Origin of the sequence: Patulibacter defluvii (assembly GCF_034096925.1) — a bacterium.
In the GTDB taxonomy this organism is placed as follows: domain Bacteria; phylum Actinomycetota; class Thermoleophilia; order Solirubrobacterales; family Solirubrobacteraceae; genus Patulibacter; species Patulibacter defluvii.
The window spans coordinates 38,762-65,136 of sequence record NZ_JAWZSQ010000020.1; the positions used below are offsets into that span (position 1 = coordinate 38,762).

23 protein-coding genes are annotated in these 26,375 nt (G+C 76.6%); 10 read left to right on the top strand and 13 right to left on the bottom strand.

Annotation, left to right across the window (positions count from 1 at the left end; genetic code table 11):
* Positions 1-3: 3 nt before the first annotated feature.
* On the bottom strand, positions 4-462 hold the full coding sequence (locus SH587_RS18250; protein ID WP_320672080.1) for a MarR family winged helix-turn-helix transcriptional regulator: 459 nt from the start codon (positions 460-462) through the stop codon (positions 4-6).
* A 109-nt stretch (positions 463-571) separates the two neighbouring features.
* Here SH587_RS18250 and SH587_RS18255 point away from each other — a divergent pair, with 109 nt between their 5' ends.
* Together SH587_RS18255 and SH587_RS18260 are read left to right on the top strand one after the other, a co-directional pair.
* Positions 572-1,750 carry an MFS transporter gene (locus SH587_RS18255; protein WP_320672081.1) on the top strand — a complete coding sequence of 393 codons (1,179 nt, stop codon included), beginning with the start codon at positions 572-574 and terminating at the stop codon, positions 1,748-1,750.
* A gap of 30 nt (positions 1,751-1,780) precedes the next feature.
* On the top strand, positions 1,781-2,602 hold the full coding sequence (locus SH587_RS18260; protein ID WP_320672082.1) for an aldo/keto reductase: 822 nt from the start codon (positions 1,781-1,783) through the stop codon (positions 2,600-2,602).
* An 18-nt stretch (positions 2,603-2,620) separates the two neighbouring features.
* Here SH587_RS18260 and SH587_RS18265 read toward each other — a convergent pair whose 3' ends face one another.
* Complete coding sequence (locus tag SH587_RS18265) at positions 2,621-3,628, bottom strand: hypothetical protein (RefSeq protein WP_320672083.1); 1,008 nt, start codon at positions 3,626-3,628, stop codon at positions 2,621-2,623.
* Positions 3,629-3,706: 78 nt separating this feature from the next.
* On the opposite strand from SH587_RS18265, the gene SH587_RS18270 reads away from it, so the two are divergent.
* From SH587_RS18270 to SH587_RS18280, 3 genes are all read left to right on the top strand, one after another.
* A complete protein-coding gene (locus SH587_RS18270; RefSeq protein WP_320672084.1) occupies positions 3,707-3,991 on the top strand; it encodes a hypothetical protein in 285 nt (94 codons plus the stop codon).
* A 123-nt stretch (positions 3,992-4,114) separates the two neighbouring features.
* Entirely contained in the window at positions 4,115-4,282 is a 168-nt protein-coding gene (locus SH587_RS18275) for a hypothetical protein (RefSeq protein ID WP_320672085.1), read from the top strand.
* 57 nt (positions 4,283-4,339) lie between these two features.
* On the top strand, positions 4,340-5,278 hold the full coding sequence (locus SH587_RS18280) for a tetratricopeptide repeat protein (RefSeq protein WP_320672086.1): 939 nt from the start codon (positions 4,340-4,342) through the stop codon (positions 5,276-5,278).
* Positions 5,279-5,281: 3 nt separating this feature from the next.
* Here SH587_RS18280 and SH587_RS18285 read toward each other — a convergent pair whose 3' ends face one another.
* On the bottom strand, positions 5,282-5,704 hold the full coding sequence (locus SH587_RS18285; protein WP_320672087.1) for a sigma factor-like helix-turn-helix DNA-binding protein: 423 nt from the start codon (positions 5,702-5,704) through the stop codon (positions 5,282-5,284).
* Positions 5,705-5,888: 184 nt separating this feature from the next.
* Between SH587_RS18285 and SH587_RS18290 the strand changes: the two genes are divergently transcribed.
* A complete protein-coding gene (locus SH587_RS18290) occupies positions 5,889-6,182 on the top strand; it encodes a hypothetical protein (protein WP_320672088.1) in 294 nt (97 codons plus the stop codon).
* A gap of 71 nt (positions 6,183-6,253) precedes the next feature.
* On the opposite strand, the gene SH587_RS18295 is transcribed toward SH587_RS18290, so the two are convergent.
* The 7 genes from SH587_RS18295 to aroF form a co-directional block, all read right to left on the bottom strand.
* On the bottom strand, positions 6,254-10,033 hold the full coding sequence (locus SH587_RS18295; protein ID WP_320672089.1) for a hypothetical protein: 3,780 nt from the start codon (positions 10,031-10,033) through the stop codon (positions 6,254-6,256).
* Between the two features lie 77 nt (positions 10,034-10,110).
* Complete coding sequence (gene aroC, locus SH587_RS18300; RefSeq protein WP_320672090.1) at positions 10,111-11,274, bottom strand: chorismate synthase; 1,164 nt, start codon at positions 11,272-11,274, stop codon at positions 10,111-10,113.
* On the bottom strand, positions 11,259-12,041 hold the full coding sequence (gene trpC, locus SH587_RS18305) for an indole-3-glycerol phosphate synthase TrpC (RefSeq protein WP_320672091.1): 783 nt from the start codon (positions 12,039-12,041) through the stop codon (positions 11,259-11,261). The genes aroC and trpC overlap by 16 nt, the downstream gene beginning before the upstream one ends.
* On the bottom strand, positions 12,038-13,078 hold the full coding sequence (trpD, locus tag SH587_RS18310) for an anthranilate phosphoribosyltransferase (protein WP_320672092.1): 1,041 nt from the start codon (positions 13,076-13,078) through the stop codon (positions 12,038-12,040). Before trpD ends, trpC begins: the two co-directional genes overlap by 4 nt.
* Positions 13,075-13,653, bottom strand: coding sequence for an anthranilate synthase component II (locus tag SH587_RS18315; RefSeq protein ID WP_320672093.1), 579 nt, complete (start codon positions 13,651-13,653; stop codon positions 13,075-13,077). The genes trpD and SH587_RS18315 overlap by 4 nt, the downstream gene beginning before the upstream one ends.
* Entirely contained in the window at positions 13,650-15,101 is a 1,452-nt protein-coding gene (locus tag SH587_RS18320) for an anthranilate synthase component I family protein (protein WP_320672094.1), read from the bottom strand. The genes SH587_RS18315 and SH587_RS18320 overlap by 4 nt, the downstream gene beginning before the upstream one ends.
* A gap of 4 nt (positions 15,102-15,105) precedes the next feature.
* Complete coding sequence (gene aroF / locus SH587_RS18325) at positions 15,106-15,972, bottom strand: 3-deoxy-7-phosphoheptulonate synthase (RefSeq protein ID WP_320672095.1); 867 nt, start codon at positions 15,970-15,972, stop codon at positions 15,106-15,108.
* A 106-nt stretch (positions 15,973-16,078) separates the two neighbouring features.
* Here aroF and SH587_RS18330 point away from each other — a divergent pair, with 106 nt between their 5' ends.
* From SH587_RS18330 to SH587_RS18345, 4 genes are read left to right on the top strand one after another with little or no spacing between them, the layout of a single operon-like run.
* Entirely contained in the window at positions 16,079-17,251 is a 1,173-nt protein-coding gene (locus SH587_RS18330) for a pyridoxal-phosphate dependent enzyme (protein ID WP_320672096.1), read from the top strand.
* Positions 17,248-18,063 carry a tryptophan synthase subunit alpha gene (gene trpA, locus SH587_RS18335; RefSeq protein WP_320672097.1) on the top strand — a complete coding sequence of 272 codons (816 nt, stop codon included), beginning with the start codon at positions 17,248-17,250 and terminating at the stop codon, positions 18,061-18,063. Before SH587_RS18330 ends, trpA begins: the two co-directional genes overlap by 4 nt.
* A 29-nt stretch (positions 18,064-18,092) precedes the next feature.
* Positions 18,093-18,905: an enoyl-CoA hydratase/isomerase family protein gene (locus SH587_RS18340; RefSeq protein WP_320672098.1), complete on the top strand. Its 813-nt coding sequence runs from the start codon at positions 18,093-18,095 to the stop codon at positions 18,903-18,905.
* Complete coding sequence (locus SH587_RS18345; RefSeq protein WP_320672099.1) at positions 18,905-21,634, top strand: AAA family ATPase; 2,730 nt, start codon at positions 18,905-18,907, stop codon at positions 21,632-21,634. Before SH587_RS18340 ends, SH587_RS18345 begins: the two co-directional genes overlap by 1 nt.
* Here SH587_RS18345 and SH587_RS18350 read toward each other — a convergent pair.
* From SH587_RS18350 to SH587_RS18360, 3 genes are all read right to left on the bottom strand, one after another.
* Positions 21,631-24,459, bottom strand: coding sequence for an ATP-binding protein (locus tag SH587_RS18350; protein WP_320672100.1), 2,829 nt, complete (start codon positions 24,457-24,459; stop codon positions 21,631-21,633). The two genes, SH587_RS18345 and SH587_RS18350, sit on opposite strands and share 4 nt — an antisense overlap.
* A 79-nt stretch (positions 24,460-24,538) precedes the next feature.
* Positions 24,539-25,081, bottom strand: a complete 543-nt coding sequence (locus SH587_RS18355) for an RNA polymerase sigma factor (RefSeq protein ID WP_320672101.1) — start codon at positions 25,079-25,081, stop codon at positions 24,539-24,541.
* Positions 25,082-25,195: 114 nt separating this feature from the next.
* Positions 25,196-26,368 carry an acyl-CoA dehydrogenase family protein gene (locus SH587_RS18360; RefSeq protein ID WP_320672102.1) on the bottom strand — a complete coding sequence of 391 codons (1,173 nt, stop codon included), beginning with the start codon at positions 26,366-26,368 and terminating at the stop codon, positions 25,196-25,198.
* Between the last annotated feature and the right edge of the window lie 7 nt (positions 26,369-26,375).

Below are 26,375 nucleotides of genomic sequence, written 5' to 3' on the forward strand. Positions count from 1 at the left end.
CGCTCAGGCCCCGACCGGGGCGGCGGAGAGCCGCTCGACCGTCTCCACCAGCGGCCGCAGCTCCTCCTGCTCGCGGGCGACGGCGAGCGCCCCGCGCAGCGCCTCGTCGTGGGTCGGGCGGGCGCGGGCCAGCAGCGCCTGGCCGGCGTCGGTCAGCTCGGAATAGATCCCGCGGCGGTCGGTCGGGCAGAGGTGGCGGGCCAGGAAGCCGCGCTCCTCCAGCCGGGCGACGAGCCGGGTGGTGGCGCTCTGGCTGAGCACGACCGCGCCGGCCAGCTGCTGCATCCGCATGTGGTGCTCGTCCTGCCGCGAGAGCACGTCGAGCACCGTGTACTCGTTGACGCTGAGGTCGTGGCGGGACTCCAGCTCGCGGGCCAGGCAGTCCTCGATCCGGGCGTGGAGCGCGGCCAGCGTGCGCCAGCCCTGGGCTCGGGCCTCGATCGCGTCGTCGGGCATCGACATCGTGTCGAGAGAATACCAGTTGACGTCAATAGCCAGCGTTTGCAACTATTGCAGTCGCCGCTACTTGCTGGCGCCGCAATTTCGCCCTCCCCGTCCCGACTCCTCCGCCATGCCCCTCGCCCTCCTCGCCCTCGCCCTCGGCGCCTTCGCGATCGGGACCACCGAGTTCGTGATCGTCGGCCTCCTGCCCGAGGTCGCCGCCAGCTTCGACGTCTCGATCTCCTCCGCCGGGCTGCTGATCTCCGGTTACGCGCTCGGCGTCGCCGTCGGCGCCCCGCTGCTGACCGCCGCCGTCACCCGGATCTCCCGCAAGACCGTGCTGCTGACCCTGATGGGGGTCTTCATCGTCGGCAACGTACTGGCGGCGCTCGCGCCCAGCTACGGCGTGCTGATGGTCGCCCGCGTCGTCGCCGCGTTCGCCCACGGCGCCTTCTTCGGGATCGGCGCCGTCGTCGCCGCCAACCTGGTCGCGCCCGAACGGCGGGCGAGCGCGATCGCGCTGATGTTCACCGGTCTGACGGCGGCCAACGTGCTCGGCGTGCCGCTCGGCACCTTCCTCGGCCAGCAGCTCGGCTGGCGCTCGACCTTCTGGGCGGTCTCGCTGTTCGGCGCCGTCGGGCTGGTCGGGATCCTGACCCTCGTCCCCCGCCAACCGGCCGCCGCGGCCGGCGCGCTGCGGCGCGAGCTGGCCGCCTTCCGCCGCCCGCAGGTGTGGCTGGCGCTCGGCACCACCGCGCTCGGCTTCGGCGGCGTCTTCGCCTCGTTCACCTACATCTCGCCGATGATGACCGAGCTGGCCGGCTTCTCCGACGGCACGATCAGCTGGCTGCTGGTGCTGTTCGGGGTCGGGCTGGTGGCCGGCAACGTGATCGGCGGCCGGCTCGCCGACCGGGCGCTGATGCCGAGCCTCTACGCGATCCTGCTGACGCTCTCGGCGGTGCTGGCGCTGTTCGCCTTCAGCGCCCACTCGCAGGCCGCGTCGATCGTCACGATCGTGCTCTTCGGCGCCGCCGGCTTCGCCACCGTCCCGGCCCTCCAGGCGCGGGTGATGCAGCAGGCGGCCGGCGCCGAGACGCTGGCCTCGGCGGCCAACATCGCCTCCTTCAACCTCGGCAACGCGCTGGGGGCGTGGCTCTCCGGACTGGCGATCGCCGGCGGACTCGGGTACACCGCTCCCAACTGGATCGGCGCCGCGCTCGCCGCCGGCGGGCTGTTGCTGGCGCTCGTCTCCGGGTACCTGGAGCGGCGGACCAGCGCCGCCCGCGCGGGCCAGCCCGCCGCCGTCTGACCTTCCCCCTCCGCAACCGAAAGCCCCACGATGACCCAGATCCCCACCATCGACCTCAACGACGGCCACGCGATCCCGCAGCTCGGCGTCGGCGTCTTCCAGGTGCCGCCCGAGGACACCGAGCGGGCGGTCAGCACCGCGCTCGAGATCGGCTACCGCAGCCTCGACACCGCCGCGATCTACGGCAACGAGGAGGGCGTCGGCGCCGCGATCGCCGCCTCCGGCCTGGCCCGCGACGAGCTGTACGTGACCACCAAGCTCTGGAACGACGACCAGGCGCGCCCGCGCGAGGCCTTCGACGCCAGCCTCGAGCGGCTCGGCCTCGACCACGTCGACCTGTACCTGATCCACTGGCCGACCCCCGGCCAGGACCGCTACGTCGACGCCTGGCGGGCGCTGGCCGAGCTGCGCGAGGCCGGCCGCAGCCGCTCGATCGGGGTCTCGAACTTCCAGCCCGCCCACCTGCGGCGGCTGCTGGACGAGACCGGCGTGGTGCCGGCGGTCAACCAGATCGAGCTGCACCCGCGGCTGGCCCAGGCCGAGCTGCGCGCGTTCCACGCCGAGCACGGGATCGTGACCGAGGCCTGGAGCCCGCTCGCCCAGGGCGCGGTCCTCGACGACCCGGCGATCACCGCGATCGCCGCCGCCCACGACCGGACCCCGGCCCAGGTGGTGCTGCGCTGGCACGTCGAGCTGGGCAACGTCGTGATCCCGAAGTCGGTCACGCCGTCGCGGATCGCCGCCAACGCCGCGCTCTTCGACTTCGCGCTGACCGCCGAGCAGCGGGCGGCGATCGACGCGCTCGACGCCGGCGAGCGGATCGGACCGGATCCGGACGCCTTCGGCGGCTGAGCGCGTCGCGGCGGGCGGCTACGGCCAGACGAAGACGAACGGGTAGTGCGGCAGCAGCGCGTCGAGCGCCTCCGCCAGCCCCGTCGCCACCGCCTGCCGCGAGCTGGCGCTGTCGCGGACGTGCTTGCGCAGCTCGGCGTGGACGAAGCGGCCGCCGGCGGCGCGGGTCGCGTCGCCCTGGACGTTCTCCGTCCCCGCCAGCGGCGCGCCGCAGCCGCCGTTGCCGACGAAGGTGAAGACGCTCAGGCCGTGGGCGGTCAGCCGCTGGGCGGCGAGGGTGACGACGTCGTTCGGCGTCGACACGCCGGCCGAGACCACGACCTCCTTGCAGGTCGCCGGGCGGTCCTCCGCGAACCCGTGCAGCTGGACCACGGCGACCTTCGCGTCGGCGATCACCTGGTGGACGGCGTGGAAGACGCTGCCCGGCGCGTGGGCGACGTCGGCCACCCGGTCGCCGCTCGGCAGCGTCGCCGCGTTGGCGTTGCGGTGGGCCCCGGCCAGCAGCAGGTCGGCCGCCCGCGCGCCGCGCAGCAGCCGGACCGCGACGTCGAAGGTGCCGCCGTCCCAGATCGGGTGCGGGGCCTCGACGACGGCGTCCCAGAGGACCGCGTCGGGCGCGTGGACGTACAGGCCCCAGCCGTGGGGCCAGCTGTCGTCGCCGTTCTGGCGCTCGCGCAGCAGCACGTAGTCGCGGTCGACGACGGTGTCGTGGAAGCGGACCACGTCGTACTTCAGCGGCTGGGCGACGGTCGCGGCCTGGGTCAGCTCGCCGCGGCGGATCTTCCCGTAGGCGTCGGCGATCTTCTGGGCCTCGCTGGCGGTCGGCACGTCGTAGCCCTCGCTGCCGCTCACGGGCAGCTCGTCCTCGAAGGTGGCGACGACGGCGGAGAGGTCGCCCTGCTCGTCGAGCAGCGCCGCCGAGGCGACGGTCGGGACGGTGGCCAGCGCCGCCGCCGCTGCTGCGAGCAGCGCGAGCAGCGCCCGCAGCAGCGGGCCCGGGTGGGTGGTGTGGATCGAACGGTTCACGCAGCGGTGACGGCGGCGGGCGGCGGCGCCTTACGCGGCCTGGCGTAAGCCCCGCGGGGCGCGGACCGTCGTACCGGCGTGTCCAACCACAAGCACCAGATCCGATTCACGACCGCGCTGGCCGGCGCGTTGGCCGCGGTGGCCCTGCTCCCCGCGGCCGGCGCCTCCGCCGCGCGGACCCCCGCCGGCACGCTGTCCGCTGGCGCCCCGCGGCCGTCGGTGGCCAAGGTCTGCTGGGACGACCTCGGCGGCTACGGCTGCGAGAACGAGGACGGCAGCGGCTACCACTGCGACCAGACCGTCGACGGCAAGACCCTCGGCTGCATCCGCTGGGACGGCGACGGCAACGTCAGCGAGCTGTGACCGGGCGGCCGGCGCGGGCCGCGTAAGGCCGCGCCGGCCGGCGCCGTCTCCTCGGTCACCGGGCCCGCGCAGTCCCCCTCGCGGGTCCGGTGCGTAACTCACACCCATCCGAGGAGCGAGCAGATGCTCAACACGCCGGTCGTCGTCGCCGGGTTCCGGCTCAACCACAACCAGGCGCTCACCACGCCGGTGGTCGTCGCGGGAACCCGCTTCAACCACAACCAGGTCCTCACGACCCCGGTGGTGGTCGCCGGGGGTCTGCTGAACCACAACCAGGTCACCGGCCGCTAAGCGCCACGACCACGGGGATCGCGCCCGCCGGCGCGATCCCCGACCCCTCCTCCGGCGATGACCGCCCGCTCCGCCGCGCAGCTCTTCCGCTCCGCGGCGCACGCCGCCGAGCGCGGCGACCTGCTGGTCGCCGCCGACCTCGCCGCGGCCAGCGCCGAGCGCTTCGGCCGCTCGCCCGACGGCGCCAACGCCCGCACCCTCGCCGCTCGCTGCCTGCAGGCCCGCGGCCGCTACGCCGACGCCCACGACCACGTCGCCCGTGGCCTCGACGCGCTCGCCGCCGTCGTCGCGCCCGACCCCGCGATCGCCCGCGTCCGCGCCGCCCTGGTCGTCACCGGCGCCTCGATCGCCGTCGACCGCGGCCACTACGCCGAGGCCGTCGCCGCCGTCGAGGCGCTGCTGCGCGACGCCCCCGACGGCGACCCCGCCGACCGCTTCGCCGCCGCCACCACCGGCGGCGTGGCCGCCAAGGCGCTCGGCCGCCACGACCGCGCCGCCGCCTTCTACCGGATCGCCGAGGCCGCGCTGCGGACGGGCGCGCTCGGCGGCGAGGCGCGGGCCGTGCTCGACCACAACCTCGGCGGCCTGGCCCACGCCCGCGGCGACCTCGAGACCGCCCGCCGACACGCCGAGGCCGCGCTGGCCTGGCGGCAGGCCGCCGCCGGCGACCGGCCCCACGACCGCGCGGTCGCCGTCGAGCGGGCGGCGCTGGCCGCGATCCTGATCGACGCCGGCGAGTGCGTGGCCGCGGTCGCGCTGCTCGACGCGGCGCTGGCCAGCTTCGCGATCACCGGGACCGACGACCCGCTCGACGTCGGCGCCGCCCAGCACAACCTGGCCGAGGGCCTGCGGCGGCTCGGCGACGACCGCGGCGCCGCCCGCGCCTACGAGGCCGCGGTCCGGGCCAAGAGCGCCGCGCTCGGCCCCGCCCACCCCGAGGTCCGGCTCAGCCGCGAGGCCCGCGACGCGCACCGCGCGCGCCGCGCCGGCGGCTGACCCTCAGCGACGGTCGCGCAGGCGGTCGACCGTCCGCGCCCGCCAGCCGTCGTCGGGCGGCTCGATCCGCCAGCCGGCGTAGGCCTGCCGGGCCCGCCGCAGGCCCTGCTCGGCCTCGCGGCAGCGCGGGCAGCGGGCGCGGTGGACGGCGAGCGCCGCGTCGGCGACGGCGGCCTCGTCGTCGAGGGCGGCGGCGACCTCGCGGAGGGCGCTCCAGCATTCGCGGCCGAGCCGCTCGGCCACCTGCGTCCCGCCGAGCCGGTCGGCCAGCCCGACCCGCGCCGCGGCGACCGTCGCCGCCACCGTCCGCCGGGTGCCGCCGGTGATCCCGGCCACCTCGGCGTAGCCCAGCCCGTCGTCGGCCAGCAGCGCCAGCGCCTCGCGCTGGGCCCAGGGCAGCAGCGCCGCCGCCTCGGCGACGGTCATCCGCCGGTCGATCGCCTCGCTCCGTCGCTCGTCCGCCACATCTGGGTAGACCCCGTCGACCGGTGCTCGGCTTACGCGGCGGCACCCAGTAACGCGCGCGGGCGCCGCGCCGTCGATCGGACAGGGACGCGGTGACGCCCCCGCGACCGCGTGGAGCCCGCGTCCCCGGGAACGAGGAGAACCCATGAAGCCGATTCGAACCGCGGCGCTCGGCGCCGTCCTGCTGGCCGGGCTGCTGCCCGCGACCGGCGCCCAGGCGCAGTCGACGACCCCGACCGGCGGCAGCGGCCAGATCGCCGCCCCGACGGTCGTCGTCGACGGCAAGTGGTCGGCCTGCAAGAAGAAGCACGGCGGCAAGTTCTTCAAGACGCTCGGTTGCTGGTTCACCCCCTGCCGGCCCAGCGCCGGCAACCTCGAGCCGCCCGGGTCGTCCGGCAACCCCACGGTCTACGGGGTCGGCGTCAGCTGCAACTTCTGAGCCGCGGACGCGGCGCGGCCGGCACCCTGGGGTGCCGGCCGCGTGGTCCCGCTACCGCTGCCGAGCCGCGATCACGGCGCCGGGTGGTTCTCGCAGAGGGCGTAGTTGAAGATCTGCGTGATCTGCTGCGCCATCAGCAGCCCCTTCCCGAGCTTGCCGCCGTCGACCAGGATCAGTCCGCCGTTGCACTCGATCGGACCCTTGGCCCAGTAGTCGTTGAGCGGCGACTTCTCGAACGCGCCCTTCGACGCGGTGTGCCACAGCGCCAGCCGGTCGTCGGCCCGCAGGCCGTTGAGCGCGTAGCTCAGCCGGTTCACGTCCATGGTCACGTTCTGGCCGAAGCGGATGTGCACCAGGCCGTTGACCGGATGTCCGTCGGTGTCGACCGCGATGTGTCCCCGGAGCCGCAGGGACTCGGTGACGTACTCGTCGAGCGACATGTCGAAGGCGAGCTTCTGCAGCTTCAGGTTCTGGAAGATCACCCCGTCCATCCCGTTGCCGTCCGCGAGCGTGCAGGTCGCGCCCTTGTAGCAGACGGTCAGCTCCTGGATCGTCATCGGCGATGACGCCTCGACGAAGATCGATCCCGAGTCGTTGCGGGTGCCGTTCGGCTGCGGGAAGCCCGCCGGCTGGCGGCCGATCCGCTTGTCGATCAGGTACGCGTCCGAGGTCGCGCACCAGCGGTAGGTCGAGTAGCAGGCGCGCAGCTTCTCCGGCAACGCACCGGTGCTGACCGTCAGCTTCTTGGCCCCGCCCGCGTTCGACGACAGCGTCAGGCCGGGCGCCGAGCCCTGGGCCTGGTACTCGATGTCCGCCAGCTGCTCGTCGTAGTCGCCGCTGGCCCCGACGTCGACCGTCAGCTTCGTCTTCGGCCGCAGCTTCGCCAGCCGTCCGCTGAGGAAGAAGTGGTCCTTGCCCGACGCCTCGTACTCCCCGGGCTCGCTCTCCGGCAGCTCGAAGTCGACCCCGAACGGGCGACCGGCGACCGCGTCGACGTTGGCGACCGTGACCGAGCGCTCCGGCTCGCCCTCGGCCTGCTCCTTCGGCGGCTGCAGCAGCAGCCCGCGGAGACCGCTGATCCGGCCGACGGCGTAGAACTCGGCCGCCGTCTCGACGTAGTCGAAGCCGTCCTCGTCGGCCGGGATCCGGCTGCTGACCAGGTTCGCCTGGTCGAGCCGGCTCTCCTTCTCCGTCATCCGGGCCTCGATCCGGCCGATCGGATCGGCGGCCGAGACCTCGATCCGGTCGCTGGTCTTGACCGTGAACGCCTTCGGCACGTCGGTCACGTCGAGCCGCGCGAAGCGGGCCCGGTCGGTGATCTCGACCCCGCGGACGGTCAGCTGGGCGCTGGCGATCGGGGCGCCGGCCGACCACTGGATCAGCCGCCCGTCCTTCCCGTTCGGCGCCAGGCTCAGCCGCGCCTTCGGCGGCAGCGCGGCCAGCGTCAGCTTGCCGCGCAGCGACTCGTCGCTGTCCGCCTGCGGCATCCGCAGGACCGCCTCGAACGGCTTGCCGGCGACGCTGTCGGCGGCCACCACCTGGGTCGTGCCCGGATCGACCTCGAAGCTGCGCAGCCCGTGGATCGCGACCGCGACGGCGAACTTCGCCGGCTCGTCGACGTAGGTCGCGCCGTCGTTGGCGACCGGCGGGGCGATCGTGTTCGCCTCGCTGTCGGCCAGCCGCAGGCGGACGCCGCCGACCGGGTCGGCCGCGCTCATCTCGAGCTTGCCGGAGTCGCGGGTGGCGACGGTGAACTGCTTCGGCAGGTCGGTCACCGTCAGGCCCGCGTAGCGCGCCCGCTCGGTCAGCCGCACGTCGCGGACGACCATCGTGGCGCTGGGGACGGCGGCGTCGGCGCTCCAGCCGATCAGCTTCCCGCCCCCGGCCCGCGGCTCCAGGCTCAGCCGTGCCTTCGGCGGCAGCTTCGCCAGGTCGACCTCGGCCCGCAGCGGCTGCGGCGACCCGCTCTGCGGCATCGTGATCCGGGCGCCGAACGGCTTGCCGGCGGCGCTGTCGACCGCCACCACCTGCGTGCTCCCGGTCCGCAGCTCGAAGCTCCGGACGCCGCCGATCCGGGCCGCGACGCCGAAGCTCTGCGGCGTGTCGACGTAGCTGACGCCGTCCTTGCCGGGCGGCGGCGTGATCGCGTTGGCGCTCTGGTCGACCAGCCGCAGGCGGACCTCGCCGATCGGGGCCGAGGCGCCGCCGACGATCGTCCCGTCGGGCGACGACTGCAGGGTCAGCTTGCCCGGCAGCGCGTCGGCCTCGACGTCGAGCACGTCGGCGCGGTCGGTCAGGTCGAAGCCGCGGAAGTGCAGATCGGCCTTCGTCACCGTGCCGGCGGCGTCGTACTGGATCCCGCGGGCGCCGCCCTCGTCGTCGAGCTGGAGGACGGTCCCCGGCTGCAGCTGGGCGACCGTCCCCCAGACCTCGTAGAGCGGCCGCGGCGCACGACCGTCACCGCCGCCGGCGGAGATCACCGGTCCGGCCGCGTCCGACCACTTCAGGTCGACGTCGAGCGGCTGCGGGCTGGCCACGTCGGGCGCGACCCGCAGCGGCTGGTCGGTCCGCAGCGCCACGCCGCGGACGTCGCGCAGGCGCGCGGCGACGTCGAACTCGCCCGGCCGGTCGCGGTAGCGGACGAAGCTGCGCGGGATCGCCTGACCGTCCGAGATCGGCAGCGGGCCCTGGCCGCCGCCGAGCGGGGCCGGCTTGCGCTCGTCGGAGAGCCGCAGCGAGACCTCGTCGATCGTGCCGCCCTCGGGGGTCAGCCGGTAGCCCTCGGCGCCGCCGACGTAGCGGGCGACGGTCTTCTTCGTCGGTCCGGTCAGCGAGGCGTAGAGCGAGCGGACGCTCTGGCCGTTGGCCTGGAAGATCGGCTGGACGCCGTCGACCTGGGCCCGCAGCTTCTTGGCCGCCGTCGCCCCGTCGACCGTCAGCTGGTCGCCGGTCTGGTCGACCAGCAGCTTCTGCGGCACGTCCTCGCCGACGATCCCGACGTGCTCGCGGTCGACGCCGCCGACGAAGCGGGTGTAGTCGAAGCTCCCGCGGCTGGCCACCTGGGCGGCGTCCCAGACGACGTGGCGGCCGTCGGCGTTCGGCGCGTAGGTGACCTTGGTCCAGGTCGGCAGCTGCTCGACGTGGGCGTTGATCCGCTGGGTCTCGGGACCGGCGCTGCTGTCGACCTTCAGGTCGAGCGTCGGGCGGCCGGGCGCGGTCAGCTGGAAGACCGGCGCGTCGGTCATCTGGGCGTTGAGGTCGAGCTGCGCCGGCAGCGCCGAGAAGCGGGCCTCGATCCCGGTCGGGTCCTTGCGGGCGTCGCCGTCGGGGGTGAAGGTGGCGCCGGTGACCGCGGTCTTCGCGCCGGCGCCCTCCTGGGTGACCCCGACGCTGACGTCGGTCGCGGTCGGGGCCTTGAGCTTGGCCTTGAACGCGGTCGGCGCCGTGTCGAGCCGGCCGTCGTAGCCGAAGGCCATCCGCTTGGCGCCGGTGTACGGCAGCCGCACCTCGACCTTCGTGCGCAGCTTCTGCCCGTTCGGCCAGCCGAGCCCGTTGCGCTTGATGTCGACCGTGGCGCTGGTGCCGGAGATCGTCAGCAGCGTCGCGGTCAGCTCGGGCGCCAGGTCGTCGTCGACGTTGAGCACCGTCGGCACGTCGATCAGCGCCTTGTGGGTGCGGACGATCGGCTGGCCGCCGGTTTCCGTCGTCGTGACGTACTCGTAGCTGAGGGTGTTGCAGAGCTGGGGCGTCAGCTCGCAGACGAGGCCCGCGCGGGCCTCGTCGGTGGTGGGTCCGGTCAACGCTGCTCCCAGCACGATCGCCAGAAGCAGCAGCTTGCGGAGCGTTCTCACGTCTCTCTCCTCGTCGGCGGGGCGCCGCCTCCCCGACGGCGCTCCCTGCCTGGGAGACTCGGCCCGGCCACCGCGCCTTACGGCGCCGCGACCGGCACCAGCGCGTCGCAGCGCTCGCGGTAGGCGGCCAGCGCCGCGCGGACGTCGTCCAGGTGGTCGCCGCCGAACTTGGCCAGGCAGGCGTCGGCCAGCACCAACGCCACCATCGCCTCGCCGACCACGCCGGCGGCGGGGACCACGCAGGAATCGGTCCGCTCGCGCAGCGCCGCCGCCGGCTCGCCCGTGCCGAGGTCGACCGAGCGCAGCGGCCGGGTCAGGGTCGGGATCGGCTTCATCGCGCCGCGGATCACCAGCGGCTCGCCGGTGGTCATCCCGCCCTCGAGCCCGCCGGCGTGGTTCGTGCGCCGCTCCAGGCCCGGGAACAGCTCGTCGTGAGCCGCCGATCCGGGCCGCGCCGCCAGCGCGAAGCCGTCGCCGAACTCGACCCCCTTGCAGGCCTGGATCGAGCAGACGGCGGCCGCCAGCCGCCCGTCGAGCCGCTGCTCCCAGCTGACGTGCGAGCCGAGCCCGACCGGCAGCCCGAAGACGACCACCTCCCAGACCCCGCCGATCGACTCGTTGGCCTTCCGCTGGCGGGTGATGTGGTCGACCATCGCCGCCCCGGCCTGCGGGTCGAGGCAGCGCACCGGGTGCTCGTCGACGCCGGCGAAGGCCGCCAGCTCGCGCGGGCGCAGCGCGGTCTCGACGTCGCCGATCCGGGTCACGTGCGAACGGACCTCGACCCCCAGTTCGCGCAGCAGCGCGCGGGCGAGCGCACCGCCGGCGACGCGGGCCGCGGTCTCGCGGGCGCTGGCCCGCTCGAGCACGTCGCGGACGTCGCGGTGGCCGTACTTCAGCAGCCCCGCCAGGTCGGCGTGGCCGGGACGCGGCAGCCGCACCGGTGGGATCTCGGCGTCGACCGGCCACGGGCTCATCCGCTCGGCCCAGTTGGCGTGATCGCGGTTGGCGACCTGGAGCGCGACCGGCGACCCGAGCGTGCGGCCGTGGCGGACGCCGGCGGTCACCTCGACCCGGTCGCGCTCGATCCGCATCCGCCCGCCGCGACCGTGGCCGAGCTGGCGCCGGGCGAGGTCGTCGTCGAGCGCGTCGCGGTCGAGCGGCAGCCCGGCCGGCAGGCCCTCGACGACGCAGGTCAGGCCCGGCCCGTGCGACTCGCCGGCGGTGATCATGCGCAGGCGCACGTCAGCTCCCGGCAGGCGTCGACCGGATCGGGGGACGCCATCAGCGCCTCGCCGACCAGCACCGCGTCGACCCCGGCGGCGGCCAGCCGGCGGACGTCGTCGGCGCCGCGGATCCCCGACTCGGCGACGACCGTCGCGCCCGCCGGCATCCCGTCGAGCAGCCGGTAGGTCCGCTCGACGTCGACGCTGAAGTCGCGCAGGTCGCGGTTGTTGACGCCGACGATCCGGGCGCCGATGCTGCGCGCCACGTCCAGCTCGACCGCGTCGTGGACCTCGACCAGCACGTCGAGCCCGAGGTCGAGCGCCGCGTCGTGGAGGCTGGCCAGCTCGCGGGTCGGCAGCGCCGCCACGATCAGCAGCACCGCCGACGCGCCGGCCGCCCGGGCCTCCAGCAGCTGGTAGCGGTCGATCACGAAGTCCTTGCGCAGCAGCGGCAGCTCGGTCACCCAGGCGGCCTCGATCAGGTCGTTCAGCTCGCCGCCGAAGTGCCGCTGCTCGGTCAGCACCGAGAGCGCCGCCGCCCCGCCCCGCTCGTAGTCGCGGACGACGTCGGCCAGCTCGCGGTCGGCGCGGATCGTGCCCCGCGACGGCGACCGCCGCTTGTGCTCGGCGATCACCGACAGGCCGGGGGCCCGTAGTGCGGCGGCGAACGAGGCCCGCCGCGGCGCGGTCAGGGCCCGGGCCTGCAGCTCGGCCGGCGAGGTCCGCCGCTGGCGCCGCTCCAGGTCGTCGGCGGTGGTCCGGACGATCCGGTCGAGGACGTTCATGCCGCCACCGCCTCGGGGACGCGGGCGACGACCCGCTCCAGCACCATCCGCGCCGCGCCGCTGTCGAGCGACGCCCGCGCCAGCGCCCCGGCCTCGCCGAAGGTCGCCGCGCGGCCGGCGACGTAGATCGTGGCGGCCGCGTTCAGCAGCGCCATCTCGCGGGCGCTGCCCGGCTCCCCGGCCAGCACCGCGCGCAGCCGCTCGGCGTTCTCCTCCGGCTCGCCGCCGGCGACGTCGTCGATCGGGCGGCGGCCGAGGCCGAACGCCTCCGGCCCGATCCGGGCGTCGCCGACGATCCGCCCGTCGCGGACCTCGATCACGCGCGAGTCGGTCTCCAGGCTCAGCTCGTCGAGCCCGTCGTCGCCGCGCACCACCAGCACGTGGAGGGCGCCGAGCCGGGCCGCGGCCTCGGCCACCAGGCCGACCGCGCCGGCGTCGGCGACGCCGATCACCTGCCGCCGGACCCCGGCCGGGTTGGTCAGCGGGCCGACGAGGTTGAAGATCGTCGCCACCCCCAGCGCCCGCCGGACCGGCACCACGTGGCGCATCGCCGGGTGGTGGGCGGGGGCGTAGAGGAACCCGAACCCGGTCTCCTCGATCGTCGCCGCGACCGCCTCCGGCGCCGCGCCCAGCTCGACCCCGAGCGCCCGCAGGACGTCGGCCGAGCCCGAGCGGCTGGTGCTGGAGCGGTTGCCGTGCTTGGCCACGCGGCAGCCGGCGCCGGCGGCGATCAGCGCCGCCAGCGTCGAGACGTTGAAGCTCGGGCGGCCGCCGCCGGTGCCGGCCGTGTCGACGAGCCCGTCCGGGTCGGGCAGCGCGACCGGGGTCGCCAGCGCCCGCATCGTGCGGGCGACGCCGATCAGCTCGTCGACGGTCTCGCCGCGGGCCCGCAGGCCCAGCAGCAGCGCCGCGGTCTGCTCGGGCGCGGCGCGGCCGGCCATGATCACGCGGATCGCGGCGCCGGCCTCGTCGGCGGTCAGCGGCTCGTGGCGCGCGATCCGCCCGAGGGCGGCGCGCAGGTCGCCGGGGGTGCTCATGCTGCCTCCAGGAAGTTGGCGAGCAGGCGCTTGCCGTGCTCGGTCAGGATCGATTCGGGGTGGAACTGGACGCCCTCGACCGGCAGCGTCCGGTGGCGCAGGGCCATCACCACGCGGGTCCCGTCGACGACCGCGTCGGCGCTGCACTCCAGCGCCGGCGGCAGGTCGGCGTCGACGACCAGCGAGTGGTAGCGGCCGACCGGGACCGGCGACGGCAGGCCGTCGAAGAGCGAGCGCCCGTCGTGCTCGATCGGCGACGCGACGCCGTGGGCCGGCGCGTGGCGGACCACCCGGCCGCCGAACGCCCGCGCGATCGACTGGTGGCCCAGGCAGACGCCCAGCAGCGGCACCCCGGCCTCGGGGAACGCCCGCGCCAGCTCGACGCTGATCCCGGCCTCGTCGGGCGTGCACGGTCCGGGCGAGATCACCGCCCGGTCGTAGCCGCGGGCCAGCAGCTCGGCGGTCGTCGCCGCGTCGTTGCGGACCACGTCGACCTCCGCCCCCAGCTCGGCCAGGTACTGGACCAGGTTGTAGGTGAAGGAGTCGTAGTTGTCGACCATCAGCACGCGGGTCATGCCGCACCGCCCGCCCGCTCGACGGCGCGCACGACCGCCCGCGCCTTGTCGACCGTCTCCTGCCGCTCGCGCCCGGGATCGGAGGCGGCGACGACGCCGGCGCCGGCCTGGACGTGGACCCGGCCGTCGCGGATCACCGCGGTCCGGATCACGATCGCCGTGTCGAGGTCGCCGTCGTGGCCGAGCCAGCCGACCGCGCCGCCGTAGGGCCCGCGCTTGACCGCCTCCAGCTCGTCGATGATCTGCATCGCGCGGACCTTCGGCGCGCCGCTGAGGGTGCCGGCGGGCAGCGTGCTGCGGAGCGCGTCGATCGCGTCGACCCCGGGCGCCAGCGCCCCGTCCACGCGCGAGACGACGTGCATCACGTGCGAGCAGCGGACGACGTCCATCAGCCGCTCGACCCGCACGCTGCCCGGCGCGCAGACGCGGCCGAGGTCGTTGCGGCCGAGGTCGACCAGCATCGTGTGCTCGGCCCGCTCCTTGTCGTCGGCCAGCAGCTCGCGCTCCAGCCGCTGGTCCTCGGCCTCGTCCTCGCCGCGGCGGCGGGTGCCGGCGATCGGCGACGTGCTGGCGACCCCGTCGCGGACCCGCAGCAGCGGCTCGGGGCTCGCGCCGCAGAGCTGGAAGTCCCCGAAGTCGAGGAAGAACAGGTAGGGCGCGGGGTTGACCGCCCGCAGCGCCCGGTGGACGTCGAACGGGTCGCCGGCCAGCGGCGCCGACCAGCGCTGCGACGGCACCACCTGGAAGGCGTCGCCGGCCTCGATGTAGCGGACGCAGGTCTCGACCATCCGCTCGTAGCGCTCGGGCGCGGTCCCGCCGCGGAAGCCGCCCGCGGCCACCGCGGGTTCCGGCATCGGGTCGAGCGGCGACTGCAGCCGCTCGCGGACCTCGGCGATCCGGCGCGCGGCCTCGGCCCGGCCGAGCGCCGGGTCCTCCCCCGGCCGCACCGTCGCCATCACCGTCACCTCGTGGGCGACGCGGTCGATCGCGACCACCACGTCGGTCACCATCGCCGCCAGGTCGGGCAGGCCCAGCTCGTCGGGCGGGGTCGGGCCGAGCGACTCGACGGTCCGCACCAGGTCGTAGCCGAAGAGCCCGACCGCGCCACCGCGGAAGGGCAGCGGCGGACCGGCGTCGCGCGCCGCCCGGCCGGCCGCCTCGGCCACCAGCCGGTACGGGTCGCCGGGATCGCCGAGGTGCCAGCGGAGGACGGCCGCGGGCCGCACGCCGATGTAGGCGTGGCGGCCGGCGGCGCCGTCGTCGCCGGCCGGCTCGAGCAGGAACGACGGCCCGTCGCCCCGCAGCCGCTGGTACGCGGCCACCGGCGTCAGCTCGTCGTCGAAGAACGTCGTCCAGACGGTGGCGCAGGAGCCCTCGCGCAGCGCGTCGCGCACCGCGTCGACCGAGGGCCGGACGCCGAGCGTCCGCTCCGGGACCGCGATCGCCATCGTCCTAGGCCCCGAGCGCGACCGGCGCGGCGGCCGCCTGGCGGCCGGTGGCGGCGACGACCCGCGCGACCGCCTCGGCGTAGCCGGCGAAGTCGTCGACGTGCAGCGACTGGCGGCCGTCGCAGACCGCCTCGTCGGGCCGCGGGTGGACCTCGACGATCAGCCCGTCGGCGCCGGCGGCGGCCGCGGCCAGCGACAGCGGGGTCACCCACTCGCGGCGGCCGGCGGCGTGGCTCGGGTCGACGATCACCGGCAGGTGGGTGCGCTCCTTCAGGACCGGGATCGCCGAGACGTCGAGCGTGAACCGGTAGGAGGACTCGAAGGTGCGGATCCCGCGCTCGCAGAGCAGCACCCGCTCGTTGCCGCCGTGGAGCACGTACTCCGACGCCGCCAGCAGCTCGTCGATCGTCGCCGCCAGGCCGCGCTTCAGGAGCACCGGCCGGTCGCAGCGGCCGAGCTCGGCCAGCAGCGTGTAGTTCTGCATGTTGCGGGCGCCGACCTGGATCACGTCGGCGTGCTCGACCGCGTCCTCGACCTGGCGGGCGTCCATCACCTCGGTGACGACCGGCATCCCCAGCTCGTCGCGGATCTCGGCCAGCATCCGCAGCCCGGCCAGCCCGAGCCCCTGGAAGGCGTAGGGCGAGGTCCGCGGCTTGTAGGCGCCGGCGCGGAACATCGTCGCGCCGGCGGCCTGGACCGCCTCGGCCGTCTCGCGCACCTGCTCGGCCGACTCGATCGTGCATGGTCCGGCGATCAGGGCGAAGGTCTCGCCCCCGATCCGCCGGTCGCCGATCGCGAAGACGCTGTCCTCGCCCCTCCGCACCGAGAGCCGGTGGTGAGGATGCTGGCTGGTCGCCCCCTGCGTGGTCATAAGTTCCCGCTCCGTTCCGTCGTCGCTGTCGATGCGGCCCCTGCCGCCGTCGGTTGCAGTCGAAGACGGAGCGGGGTGGCCGGGCCTTACCCACGACGGGAACGCGATGACGACCACCACCCCCACCGACGCCGGCCCCGCTCCGGCGCCCCCGCCGACCGACGCGCCGCCGCGGCCGCCGTTCGGCGGCCGCTTCGTGCCCGAGCCGCTGGTGCCGGCGCTGATCGAGCTCGACCGCGCCTGGTCGGCCGCCCGCCAGGACCCGCTCTTCGCCGCCGAGCTGACCGCGCTGCTCGACCGCTTCGCCGGCCGGCCGACGCCGCTCCACCGGGCCGCGCGCTTCAGCGAGCTGGCCGGCCACCCGGTGCTCGTCAAGCGCGAGGACCTGCTCCACAGCGGCGGCCACAAGATCACCAACGCGCTCGGCCAGGCGCTGCTGGCGCGGCGGCTCGGGCGCGAGCGGCTGATCGCCGAGAGCGCGTCCGGCCAGCACGGGATCGCGACCGCGACCGCCGCCGCCCAGCTGGGCCTGGCCTGCACGGTCCACCTGGCCGGCCCGGCGACCGGCGCGGCCGCCGCCCGGATCCGGATGCTCGGCGCCGAGGTGGTGCCGGTGGCGGGCGCCGAGGACGGGGTCCGGGGCGCGTTCGCCCAGGCCCTGCGCGACTGGATGGCCGACGGCGAGCGGGCCCACTTCCTGCCCGGGTCGTGCGTCGGACCGGCGCCGCTGCCGGCGATCGTCGCCGACCTGCAGGCGGTGATCGGCCGCGAGACCCGCGCCCAGCTGCGGGCCGACGGCCAGTGGCCGGCGCGGGTGGTGGCCTGCGTCGGCGGCGGCGCCAACGCCTGGGGGATCTTCTCCGCCTTCCTCGAGGACGACGACGTCGAGCTGGTCGGGGTCGAGGCCGGCGACGGCTGGACCGCACCGCTGACCAGCGGCGCGCGGGCCGGGATCCTGCACGGCGCGCGGGTGCCGGTGATCCGCGACCGCGACGGCCACGCGGTCCCGCGGCGGTCGATCGCCGAAGCGCTGCGCTACCCCGCCGCCGGGCCCCAGCACGGCGAGCTGCGCGACCGCGGCCGGGCCCGCTACGTGGCCGTCGACGACGCCCGCGCCGTCGCCGCCTACCGCGCGTTCGCCCGCAGCGAGGGGATCCTGCCGGCGATCGAGGCCGCCCACGCGCTGGCCTGGGTGCTGGAGCACCCATCGCCGCTGACCGTGGTCTGCCTCTCGGGCCGCGGCGGCAAGGACCTGGCGCGGGTCGAGGCGATCGCGTGAGCGGCGCCCAGCGGCTGACCGAGGCGATCCGGCGCGCGCCCGGGCGGGCCGCGCTCGGGACCTTCGTCGTCGGTGGCTTCCCGACGGTCGAGCTGAGCTGCGCCGCGGCCGCCGCGTCGGCCGCCGCCGGGGCCGCCTTCGTCGAGGTCGGACTGCCCTCGCACGACCCGACCGCCGACGGCCCGGCGATCGCGACCGCCGGCCGCGCGGCGCTCCAGCGCGGGGCCACGATCGACGGGATCCTGGGCGGCGTGGCGATGATCGCGCCGGTCGTCCCGGTGGTGGTCATGTGCTACGCCAGCGCCGTCCACGCCCGCGGGCCGGAGCGGTTCGCGGCCGCGCTGCGGGCGGCCGGCGTCTGCGGCCTGATCGTGGCCGACCTGCCGGTCGACGCCGCCCTCGACGTGCAGGTGGCGTGCGCCCGCCACGGGATCGGCTGGATCCCGGTGGTCGCGGCGTCGACCCCGGCCTCGCGGCTGCGGGCCGCGACCGCCGCCGGCGGCGGCTTCGTCTACGTCGCCCAGGCCGGCGGGGTGACCGGCGAGCGGGGGGCGATGCCGGAATCGACCGCGCCGACCGTCGCCCGCGTCCGCGAGCTGACCGAGCTGCCGGTCGCGGTCGGCTTCGGTGTCTCCACGGCCGAGCACGTGCGGGCGGTCGCCGCCACCGGGGCCGACGGGGTGATCGTCGGCAGCCGGCTGGTGCGGGCGATCCTCGAGCACCGCGACCCGGTCGCCGCGGTCGCCGCCGTCACCCGCGAGCTGGTGGCCGGGCTGGCCCCGCCGACGCCGGCCGCGCGCGCGGCGCCGTAACTCGGGCCGCGCCCGGCGGTTGTCCGGGCGTGACCTCGCCACGCCCGTCGACCCCTGCCCACGACCAGCCGGTCCCCCCGTGGCCGATCGCCGTCCACGACGGCGTGGCCGTCGCGACCATCACCGGCACCCCGGCGAACCGCCAGGACGAGCGCTTCTACGCCGCTCTCCACGCGACCCTCGACCGGCTCGACGACGAGCACCGCGAGCGGCCGCTGGTGCTGACCGGCGAGGGCCGGACCTTCTCGGCCGGGCTCGACGTCCGCTACGTCGCCGAGCTCTTCCGCGACGGCGACCACGACGCGCTGCTGGCGTGGAAGGATCGCTACTTCGCGACCAACCTGCGCCTGTTCGCCTTCGATCGTCCGCTCGTGGCTGCCGTCAACGGACACGCCTACGCCGGTGGCCTCATCACCGCGCTCTGCGCCGACGTCCGGATCGGGGTTCGCGGACCCGCGCGCTTCGCCCTCAACGAGGTCCCGATCGGGATCCCGATGCCGCGCACCTACCTGGAGCTGCTGGCCAGCGCGATCGGCGGCCCGGCTACCACCCGGCTGGCGCTGCGCGGCACCGAGCTCGACGTCGACGGCGCCCACGCGATCGGGATCCTCGACGAGCTCTGCGCCCCCGACGAGCTGCTGCCGCGGGCGATCGCCGAGGCGGCGCGGCTGGCCGGCGGCTCGCTGCCGGCCTTCCGCTTCACCAAGCGCGCGCTCCGGGCCCCGGTGCTGGGCCGGATGCACGAGGCGGCCGAGGGGATCGACCGCGGCTTCGTCGAGGTCGTCCGCTCGCCCGCCTCGCGGGCCGCGATCGGCCGGCTGCTGGAGACCCTCGACCGCTGATGGCCGGGCTGACCGAACGCGAGCGGGAGCTGGCCATGCTGACCGGCCGCGTCGAGCGACTGACGGCGGCGCGCCGCGGCGGGGCCGTGGTCGTCGCCGGGCCGCCCGGGGTCGGCAAGACGACGCTGCTCGACGCGACCGCCGCCGCGGCCGAGGCGGCCGGCGCGGCGGTCGTGCGGGTGGTCGGGCGCGAGATCGAGTCGCCGCTGGCGCTGGGGCTGGTCGAGCGGCTGGTCGACGCCCTGCCGGACGCGGTCGGCGGGGTGCCGGCCGGCCCGGCCGCGGCCGCGGCGCCGCTCGACGAGGGCGAGCTCGACCCGGGCCGGATCGCGCCGCGGATCAGCGAGCTGCTGGAGGGCGCCGTCGCCGAGCGGCCGCTGCTGGCCTGCGTCGACGATCTCCAGTGGGCCGACCGCGCCTCGCTCGACGTGCTCGGCTGGTTGCTGGAGGAGTGGGCCGAGGAGCTGCCGCTGCTGTTCGTCGCCGGGCTCCGCGACGCCGACGGCGGCGGCCCGCTGGCCGAGCGGCTGGCGGCGCTCGGGGCGACGGTCGTCCGCCCGCGGCCGCTGACCGTCGCCGGCGTCGGCGCGCTGCTCGCCGACCACGGGCTGCGGCCGACCGCGGCCGAGCTCGACGGCTTCGTCGCCCGCAGCGGCGGGATCCCGTTCCTGGTCGTGGCCCTCGCCCGCCAGCGGCTGGAGGGCGCAGACGCCGACGACGTGCCGCTGAGCGTGCAGGAGGCGGTCGGCCGGCGGCTGGCCGCGCTCGACCGCGACGCGCTGCGGACCGCCCGCGCGCTGGCGGTCCTCGACGGTGCCCCGCCGGCGGTCGCCGCCGCCGTCCTCGACCGGCCCCCGGAGGCGGTCGCCGCGGCCACCGAGCGGCTCCGCGGTCGCGGGCTGCTCGGCGACGACGGCGGCTTCGAGCACCCGCTGGTGCGCGAGGCGGTGCTGGCGGCCATCCCCGCCTCGGCCCGTTCGCTGCTGCACGGCCGGGCCGCGCAGGCGTTGCTCGCCGCCGGCGACCGGCGGGCGGCCGCCGTCCACGCGCTGGCCGCCGCGCCGACCGGCTCCGAGCCGCTGGTGCGGGCGCTCGGCGACGAGGCCGCGGTGGCGCGCCGCGAGGGCGACCCCGAGCACGCCGTGCGGCTGCTGCGGCGGGCGATCGAGGAGCCGGCCCCGCGCGACCGGCTCGGCGACCTGCTGCGCGAGCTGGCCGAGCTGCTGATCGAGCTGGGCCGGTTCGACGACGCGATCGCCACCGCCCGCCGGTTGCACGGCCTCGACCGCGGCGGCGACGGCCCCGAGTCGCTCGCGGCCGAGCTGCTGGAGGCGCGGGCGCTGACCGTCTCCGGCCGCAGCCGCCAGGCGATGGACCGGCTGCGGGCGGTCCTGCGCGGGCCGGCCGCCCGCGATCCCCACCGGCGGCTCGAGGCCGAGGTGCTGCTGACCACCGCCGCCGCGGTCACCTTCCCCGCCTTCGGCGGCTGGACCCCGGACGAGATCACGGCCTACGACGAGGCCTACGCGATCGAGCCGCTGCTGGCCTGGAGCACGCTCAGCATGCGGGCCCGCTACGAGTACCTGGCCCGCGGCGACCGCGAGGCGATCCTGGAGCTGTCGCGGCAGGGGGCGACGCCGCCGCCGGACGTGCCGCTGACCCCGATCGTGACCGTCCAGCTGAGCGTCGCCGCGACCGGGATGGTGGCCTGCGGCGCCGCCCGCGAGGCGCTCTCGCTGCTGGAGCCGCTGCTGACCCGGGCGCGGGCGTCGTCGTCGCGGATGGCGGTCGCGCTGCTGCTGGTCGGCCACGCCACCGCCTGCCTGGCGCTCGGCGACCTGCGCCGCTGCGAGGAGGAGGTGACCGAGTTCCGCGGCCTGCCCGGCGCGCCGCGCTGGGACGCGATCATGCTGCCGCTGCTCAGCCAGTGCCTGCGCGAGCAGGGCCGCTTCGAGGAGGCCGCCGCCGCGGTCGTGCCGGTGCTCGACGCCAGCGACCCCCAGCACCGGCTGCGGGCGCTGCACGCCGACGCCGAGCTGCGGCTGGCCCGCGGCGACGACGCGGCCGCGCTGGCGGGGTTCCTGGCGCTCGGCGAGGAGGAGCGCCGCGACCCGGCGCTGGCGGTCCCGATCCGCACCTGGCGCGGCGGCGCAGCGGTCGCGCTGCTGCGGCTGGGCCGGACCGGCGAGGCCCGGCGGCTGGCCCAGGAGCACCTGGAGCACGCCCAGCGCTGGGGCGGCGGGGCGCTGCTCGGCGAGGCCCACCGGGTGCTCGGCGAGGTGACCGGCGACGCCGCCCTGGTCGAGCGCGGCCTGCCCGCCCTGCGCGACGCCGAGCTGCGGCTGGAGCACGCCCACGGGCTGCTGGTGGCCGGCCGCCTGCACCGCCGCGCCGGTCGCCGCGGGGTCGCCGCCGACCGCTTCGAGCACGTCCTGCGGGCCGCCCGCTGGTGCGGCGCCCACGCGCTGGCCGAGCAGGCCGCCGCCGAGCTGGCCGTGCTCCGCAGCCGCCCGCGGGCGCTCGCCTTCAGCGGCCTCGACGCGCTGACCGCGGCCGAGCGGCGGGTGGCCCGGCTGGCCGCCGACGGCCTCCGCAGCGAGGAGATCGCGCGCCAGCTGTACGTCAGCCGGCGGACGGTCGAGAACCACCTCGGCCGCACGTACCAGAAGCTCGGCGTCCGCGGCCGCGAGGAGCTGCGCTCGCGGATGGCGGTCGACGCCGTCGCCTAGCCGCCGCCGGCCCGCCGCAGGGCCCGCACCAGCTCCTGGCGCGAGCGGACGCCGAGCCGGCGGTAGATCCGCCCCAGCTGGTTCTCGACCGACTTCGGCTGCAGCACCAGCGCGTCGGCGACCTGGCGGTTCGACAGTCCCTCGGCGACCAGCTCGGCGATCCGCCGCTCGGCCGGGGTCAGCCCGAGCGGGTCGTCCTCGCGGGCGCTGCGGCGGCCGCCGGCGTCGCGCAGCGCCTCGTCGACCAGCCGTGCCCGGCGCGGGTGGCGGTCCGGGTCGAGCCGGTCGAGCGCCGACCGCAGCCAGCGGCGGGCGGCCGGCTGGTCGCCCGCTCCCAGCACGGCCTGGCCGAGCAGCTGCTCGACGGTCGCCTGGACGTAGCCGTCGGCGACCGGCGCCGGGTCGTCCTGCTCCAGCCCGACCAGCCGCGCCGTGGCCTCGGCGACGGCCAGCGCGCCGGGTGCGCCCCAGCGGCGAGCGTGGTCGCGGTGCGCGGCGGCCAGGGTCCGGGCGGTCGCGGCGTCGTCGCGGTCGTGGGCGATCCGGGCCGCCTCCAGCCGCCACGGCGTGGCCGGCGAGAAGGCCATCCCGGCCCGCGCGTCCGCCTCGCCGACCGCGCGGAAGGTCGCCGCCGCGGCGTCGTCGTCGCCCGCGGCCCGCTCCAGCAGCCCGCGGGCGTGGAGCAGCGGGTTGGTGAGGGCGGTCGCCGGCAGCGGGAAGGCGACCCCCGCCCGCTCCAGCTCCGCCCGCGCGTCGTCGACGCGGTCGAGCTCGATCAGGGCCCGGATCCGGCAGCTGAGGGCCATGAACCCGAGGCTGGCGTGGGCGCCGGTCAGGTCGAGCGCCTCGGCCGCCCGCTCGGCCGCGGCCGGGTGCTCGCCGACGGCCAGCGCGTCGTAGGCCCGCAGCATCAGCAGGCCGGCGGTCCCGAAGAGGGCGTGGAGGTCGCGGGCGGTCCGCTCCCAGCCCGCCAGCGCGTCGGAGACGAACGGCCGGTCCTCGGCCAGCAGCAGCGCGAACGACGCGTAGTAGCCGGCGTTGCGGAGCAGGAAGGCCTCGATCGCGACGGTCCCGTGGGCCAGCCCGCGGCGGGCCAGCGAGACCACCTCGTCGCGCGGCTCGCCGGCCACGAACGCCCGCCAGGCGAGGATCGAGAGCATCTGCTGCTCACCGTCCTCGCGGCCCTCGAGCGTGCGGTGGCGGTCGACCGCGGCGGTCACCGCGGTCGGCCGGAAGAGCAGCTCGTTGGCCAGCAGGCAGGCGTCGGCGGCCAGCGCGGCGCTGGCCGAGACGCGGCCCGCGACCTGCTCGTGGACGGCGGCGAAGGCCGCGAACGCCGCGTCGATCGTGTCGGCGTGCGAGGTCATCATCGTGTTGCGCTCGATCGCCCACCGCAGCCGGGTCTCGTCGTCGGGCGCGTCGGCGACGGCCCGATCGATCGCGTCGGCGGCGGCGACCGGGTCGCCGGTCTGCCAGTGGGCGAGCGCCAGCAGCGCGTGGACGACGGCGTCCTCGGCCGGGGCGGCGTCCTCGGCCAGCGCCCGCCGCAGGTAGCGGACGGCGGTCTCGGGGGCACCGGCCAGCAGGTCCTCCTGGCCGGCCCGGACCAGCGCCTCGCGGGCCCACGGCAGCCGTCCGGGGCGGGCGGCCAGCACGTGGGTGGCGACGTCGCTGGCCGGCGCGGCGCGGTCGGCGAAGCGGCGGGCGGCCTCCTCGTGCAGCTGCTGGCGGCGACGGAGCCCGATCGCCTCGTAGAGCGCCGAGCGCAGGATCGGGTGGTGGAAGCCGGCGTCGTCCTCCGACAGCAGGCCGACCTCGGTCAGCCCGTCGAGGTCGGTGGCGACCGCCTCGACCGGACGGCCGGCGAGCGCGGCCAGGTCGTCGATCCGGGCCCCCGGTCCGAGCACGGCGACCGCCTCGGCGACCGCGGTCGCGTCGGGCCCGACCGCCTCGGCGCGGGCCAGCAGGTGGTCGACGAAGCGGTCGAGGCCGCCCTCCAGCAGCGCCAGCCCGGCCGCCGCGCCCTCGCGCCAGCGGGTCCGCAGCTCGGCGACGACCTCGACGGTCAGGAACGGGTTGCCGCCGGTCAGCTCGTGGCACTGGCGGCCGAGCCGCTCGATCCCGGGATCGCGGAGGGCGCCGGCGACGATCGCCGCGGTCGCCCGCTCGCTCAGCGGCCGCAGCTCCAGCAGCTGCGCGTCGGCGGGGTCGCCGAGCAGCGCGGCCGGCGCGGCGACCGGGTCGCCGTCGCCGGTCCGGACCGCGGCGACGAGCACCAGCGGCTGGTCGGCCAGCCGCTGGGCGAGCAGCGCCAGCGTCCGCCGGCTCGGCTCGTCGACCCACTGCAGGTCGTCGACCACCAGCAGCGTCGGCCGCTCCGCCGCCAGCTCCAGCAGGTAGTCGCTGAGCCCGCGGGCGATCACCTGCGCGCCCTCGCCGAGCATCACCGACGGCGCCGCCGCGCCCGCCTCGGCGACCACCCGCCAGGCGCTGGCGGCGCGGGCCCCGCGCGGCGGGCGGGCGCCGCGGGCGGCCAGCGCCCCCAGCAGCTCGCGGACGCTGCCGTGGCCGACGGTGGCGCGGGTCGGGACCCCGCCGACCGCGGCGACCAGCGCCCCGGCCGCCTCGCCCTCCTGGCGGAAGGCGGCCAGCAGCCCGCTGCGCCCGATCCCGGCCGGACCGCGGACGAGCAGCACCCGCCCCCGCCGCAGGACGGCGGCGTCGCGCAGCGCCGACCGCAGCGCCGCCAGCTCGGCGTCGCGCTCCAGCAACCGCTGCCGGCCCCAGCGGGCCACCCCGTGCTCGAACTCGTCCTCGACCCTCACGCCGTCCCCCACCCGGTCACGGCCCGTACCGGCCGCACGCTACCGGCTGGCGGTCGGCGGGACGAGCGTCCGCGCGCGCTCAGACCGCCACCGGCTGCAGCGCCTGGTTCAGGTTGCGCCGCGCGCGGTGGAGCATCTGGGCGACGTTGTTGGCGTTGCTGTCGATCCGGTCGGCGATCTGGTGGTAGGTCAGGTCCTCGGCGACCCGCATCACCATCACCTCGGCCTGGCGCGGCGGGATCGCCCGCAGCGCGGTCAGCAGGTCGCCGCGCAGCTCGGACGAGAGCGCCCGCCGCTCCGGGTCGTGACGGGGGTCGGTGCTGACCGGGTCGGCCGCGCGGTCGCCGGCCTCGGCCAGGGCGTCGAGGCTGAGCACCGCCCGCCGCCGGCGCAGCAGGTCGCAGCAGGCGTTGCGGGCGGTCGCGAAGACGTAGGTCCGGAGCGCGTCCGGGTCGTCGCGGACCGCCGGCTGCCGCCGCAGCAGGTTGAGGAACGTCTCCTGCGTCGCGTCCTCCGCGGCGGCCGGGCATCCCAGCACGCGTTGGCAGAACGCCTGGACGCGCGTCGCGTACGCGTCGAAGAGCTCCGTGATGTCCTGCGCCGTCAGCTGCTTGGTGCCCATGAGGTCCGCCTCTCCCGTGAGTGCGGAACCGATGCTGCGCTCCGGCGGCGGGAACCTCATGAGGCGCCGACCCCCCACTTACGGCGGGGGCGCGCGAGCGCGTTGGAGGGGGCGTTACCCAGTCGCGACCAGCGTGCGGGCGCGGGTGCGGGCCAGGTGGCGCGAGATCACCAGCCGCTGGATCTGGTTGGTGCCCTCGAAGATCTGCATCACCTTCGCCTCCCGCATCAGCCGCTCGACCGGGAAGTCCTTGGTGTAGCCGTAGCCGCCGAGCACCTGGACCGCGTCGGTCGTGACCCGCATCGCGGCGTCGGTGGCGACCAGCTTGGCGATCGACGCCTGGCGGCTGAAGGGCAGCCCGCGGTCGCGGCGGCGGGCGGCCTCGAGCATCGTCGCCCGCGCCGACTCGACCGCCGCGGCCATGTCGGCGAGCAGGAACCCGAGCCCCTGGTGGTCGATGATCGGCTTGCCGAACGTCTCCCGCTGCTGGGCGTAGGCGACCGCGTGGTCGAGCGCCGCCTGGGCCAGCCCGACGGCGACCGCGGCGATCCCCAGCCGCCCGCTGTCGAGCGCGGCGAGGGCGATCGGCAGCCCCTCGCCCTCGTCGCCGATCCGCCGCTCGGCCGCGACCACGACGTCGTCGTAGACCATCGTCGCCGTCGTCGACCCGGTCAGCCCCATCTTCGCCTCGGGCGGCTCGGCGCTCAGGCCGGGGGCGTCGCCGGGGACCAGGAAGCAGCTGATGCCGCGGGTCCGGTCCTCGTCGGTGCGGGCGAACAGCGCGTAGTAGTCGGCCTCGCCGCCGTGCGTCACCCAGGCCTTGCTGCCGCGGATCCGGTAGCCGCCGGCGGTCGCGTCGGCGGTCGTCCGCAGCGCCGCCGCGTCCGACCCGGCCTGGGCCTCGGAGAGGCTGTAGCCGCCCAGCAGCTCGCCAGAGAGCAGTCCCGGCAGCCACCGCTCGCGCTGGGCGTCGCTGCCGTGGGTGGCCAGCGGGTAGCACGACATCACGTGGACGCTGACCCCGACCGCGACGCTCGACCAGGCGCCGGCCAGCTCCTCCAGCGCCTGCAGGTAGACCTCGTATGGCAGCCCGCCGCCGCCCAGCTGCTCGGGGTAGGGCATCGCCAGCAGGCCCAGCTCGCCGAGATGGCGGAAGACGTCGCGGGGGAAGGCGGCCTCGGCCTCGGCGCGGGCGGCCCGCGGCGCCAGCTCGGCGGCGGCGACGTCGCGGGCCATCGCGACGACGGCCTCGGCTTCGGGCGAGGGCAGGAGGCGGTCGGCCGGCATGGCCACA

Bases quoted from the DNA above. Each gene is read 5' to 3' on its own strand.
- SH587_RS18355 (WP_320672101.1), bottom strand. From the start codon at position 25,081: ATGGGCACCAAGCAGCTGACGGCGCAGGACATCACGGAGCTCTTCGAC.
- trpD (WP_320672092.1), bottom strand. From the start codon at position 13,078: ATGAGCACCCCCGGCGACCTGCGCGCCGCCCTCGGGCGGATCGCGCGC.
- SH587_RS18315 (WP_320672093.1), bottom strand. From the start codon at position 13,653: ATGACCCGCGTGCTGATGGTCGACAACTACGACTCCTTCACCTACAAC.
- SH587_RS18290 (WP_320672088.1), top strand. From the start codon at position 5,889: ATGAAGCCGATTCGAACCGCGGCGCTCGGCGCCGTCCTGCTGGCCGGG.
- SH587_RS18250 (WP_320672080.1), bottom strand. From the start codon at position 462: ATGTCGATGCCCGACGACGCGATCGAGGCCCGAGCCCAGGGCTGGCGC.
- SH587_RS18255 (WP_320672081.1), top strand. From the start codon at position 572: ATGCCCCTCGCCCTCCTCGCCCTCGCCCTCGGCGCCTTCGCGATCGGG.
- aroF (WP_320672095.1), bottom strand. From the start codon at position 15,972: ATGACCACGCAGGGGGCGACCAGCCAGCATCCTCACCACCGGCTCTCG.
- SH587_RS18260 (WP_320672082.1), top strand. From the start codon at position 1,781: ATGACCCAGATCCCCACCATCGACCTCAACGACGGCCACGCGATCCCG.
- SH587_RS18345 (WP_320672099.1), top strand. From the start codon at position 18,905: ATGGCCGGGCTGACCGAACGCGAGCGGGAGCTGGCCATGCTGACCGGC.
- SH587_RS18330 (WP_320672096.1), top strand. From the start codon at position 16,079: ATGACGACCACCACCCCCACCGACGCCGGCCCCGCTCCGGCGCCCCCG.
- trpC (WP_320672091.1), bottom strand. From the start codon at position 12,041: ATGAACGTCCTCGACCGGATCGTCCGGACCACCGCCGACGACCTGGAG.
- SH587_RS18280 (WP_320672086.1), top strand. From the start codon at position 4,340: ATGACCGCCCGCTCCGCCGCGCAGCTCTTCCGCTCCGCGGCGCACGCC.
- SH587_RS18285 (WP_320672087.1), bottom strand. From the start codon at position 5,704: ATGACCGTCGCCGAGGCGGCGGCGCTGCTGCCCTGGGCCCAGCGCGAG.
- SH587_RS18360 (WP_320672102.1), bottom strand. From the start codon at position 26,368: ATGCCGGCCGACCGCCTCCTGCCCTCGCCCGAAGCCGAGGCCGTCGTC.
- SH587_RS18320 (WP_320672094.1), bottom strand. From the start codon at position 15,101: ATGGCGATCGCGGTCCCGGAGCGGACGCTCGGCGTCCGGCCCTCGGTC.
- SH587_RS18275 (WP_320672085.1), top strand. From the start codon at position 4,115: ATGCTCAACACGCCGGTCGTCGTCGCCGGGTTCCGGCTCAACCACAAC.